Annotated in this window: 3 protein-coding genes; all 3 read left to right on the top strand. The window is 58.3% G+C overall.

All coding sequences use genetic code 11. From position 1 onward, the window contains the following. Nucleotides 1-393: transposase (locus QCE79_RS32365; protein ID WP_309851379.1), on the top strand; the 393-nt coding region annotated here is incomplete at its 5' end. Continuing rightward, entirely contained in the window at nucleotides 390-725 is a 336-nt protein-coding gene (tnpB, locus tag QCE79_RS32360) for an IS66 family insertion sequence element accessory protein TnpB (RefSeq protein ID WP_309851376.1), read from the top strand. The genes QCE79_RS32365 and tnpB, both read left to right, overlap by 4 nt. A gap of 57 nt (nucleotides 726-782) precedes the next feature. Then, entirely contained in the window at nucleotides 783-2315 is a 1533-nt protein-coding gene (tnpC, locus tag QCE79_RS32355) for an IS66 family transposase (RefSeq protein WP_309851373.1), read from the top strand. The last annotated feature ends 33 nt before the right edge of the window (nucleotides 2316-2348 follow it).

The following is a 2348-nucleotide window of genomic DNA, read 5'->3' as shown; positions in this document are numbered from 1 at the left end:
CACACTATTTCCCAAGACATATCGGCGGGCCGCACACGGCGGACCTATAGCGCCTCGTTCAAGTCTGAGCTTATCAACCAATGTCGGCAGGTCGGCGTCTCATGTTCAGCCGTGGCGATCTCCCATGGCCTGAATCCCAATGTGCTGCGACGCTGGATTAAAGCGGCCGCCGACCCCAGCGACGCTACGCCGCCTGAGCCCAACTCGCTTGATATCGACGTCAAGCGGGCTTTCATCGCGCTGCCAATGACTGTGCCGACACCACAAGCGCCCGATGCGGCGCAAGTGAACGTGCGTATCGACATTCAGCGCAACGGCACAACGGTGTCAGTGCTGTGGCCGCAGCTTTGCTTGAGTGAGAGTGCGGCTTGGGTTCGGGAGGTGTTGCGATGATCCGCATCGACGCCATTTGGCTTGCGACCGAACCTCTTGATATGCGAGCCGGCGCCGATACCATCCTTGCACGCGTGGTGAAGGTTTTTGGGTCCGCACGGCCACACCACGCATATTTATTTGCCAATCAGCGCTCGACGCGCATGAAGGTCCTGGTCTACGACGGATTTGGTGTCTGGCTTGCTGCGCGACGCTTGAACAAGGGTCATTTCGTTTGGGCCAGTGATCATGGCGATGTCGCTGAGACATTAAATCTCGAGCAACTGCACGCACTTGTGATCGGGCTGCCCTGGCAGACGTTGGCGCACGATCACGTCATCGCGGTGGTATAGCAAAGACGTATACAGTTTCGATTCCCCCGGCTTGCAGGTGCTGGCAAACTTGAGGACATGGAATCCCCCACTGATCTCGACGCTCTGAACCCCGATCAACTGCGCGCGCTTGCGCGTCAATTGATGACCCAGGTCGACGAGAAGACGCGCGAATCGCACTACCGCCAAACGCGCATTGACCAACTCACGCATGAGCTCTCGGTCATCAAACGTCTGCAATTCGGCAGGCGTAGCGAGCAGCTCACCACCGAGCAATTGAGCCTGCTGGACGAGGCAATCGATGAGGATTTGGCCGCGTTGGAAGCTGAGCTCGATGAGCTGCGCTCGGATGTGCCGCAGGAGAAGCCCCGCAAGTGTGCCAAACGCTTGCCGTTGCCGCCCCAGTTACCCCGTACCGATATCCACCACGAGCCGACGGAGTTGAGTTGCTCCTGTGGCTGCCAGCGGGTGCGTATTGGCGAGGATATCAGCGAGAAGCTCGACTACACGCCGGGCGTGTTCACTGTTGAGCGCCATATCCGCGGGAAATGGGCCTGTAAAGCGTGCGAGACATTGGTCCAGGCGCCCGTGCCGCCACATGTGATCGACAAAGGAATTCCGACTAATGGATTGCTTGCACAGGTGTTAGTCGCCAAATACGGCGACCACCTTCCTCTGTACCGGCAGGAACGCATCTTCGCCCGCGCGGGTGTTGCAATTCCACAGTCGACGCTCGGCGGCTGGGTGGGCATATGCGGTGTGCGTTTGCAGCCCCTGGTCGAGGCGCTTCGCGAGGAATTACTGCGCCACACCGTCGTACATGCAGATGAAACGCCGGTGCAGATGTTGAGCCCCGGCAAAGGGAAGACACATTGCGCCTATCTATGGGCGTACACGTCGACCCAATTCGCAGACGTGCGCGCGGTCGTGTACGAGTTTGCAGACGGTAGATCTGGCGAACATGCTCGCGCCTTCCTGGGCGACTGGCGTGGCAAGCTGGTCGTCGACGATTACAGCGGCTATAAAGCCGGATTCAAGCTGGGCATCACGGAAATTGGCTGTATGGCACACGCACGGAGAAAATTCTTCGATCTGTACGAGAGCAAAAAAAGCCAGATCGCCGAACAAGCACTGAAATTCTTCGTGGCGCTCTACGACGTCGAGCGCGAAGCAGCTAACTTGGACCCTGAACAACGACGAGCGATTCGCGAGGAGCGAGGCCGCCCGATTGCACAAGCATTGCACGTCTGGATGCTCGCACAGCGCAAACTCGTCGTCGCGGGTTCGCCGATCGCCAAAGCACTGGACTACAATCTCAAGCGCTGGCAGGCGCTTACGCGCTATCTTGACGATCCTCAGGTGCCCATTGATAACAATCGAATCGAGAATCTGATTCGGCCCTGGGCAATCGGAAGGGCGAATTGGCTATTCGCGGGTTCTTTACGCGCTGGACAACGAGCTGCAGCTATCATGAGTCTCGTGCGTTCCGCCCAGCTTAATGGGCACGACCCGTACGCATACCTAAAGGATATTCTCACGCGGCTGCCGACGCAGAGGGCCGATAAGATCACTGAATTGCTTCCGCATAATTGGGTACCAGCCGCCTCCTGATTAAGCGCACCCGTGACTTTGCCGGGCGCTTAC

Origin of the sequence: Caballeronia sp. LZ003 (genome assembly GCF_031451465.1) — a bacterium.
Classification (GTDB): Bacteria; Pseudomonadota; Gammaproteobacteria; order Burkholderiales; family Burkholderiaceae; genus Caballeronia.
This window is presented reverse-complemented; position numbering and strand designations above follow the sequence as displayed.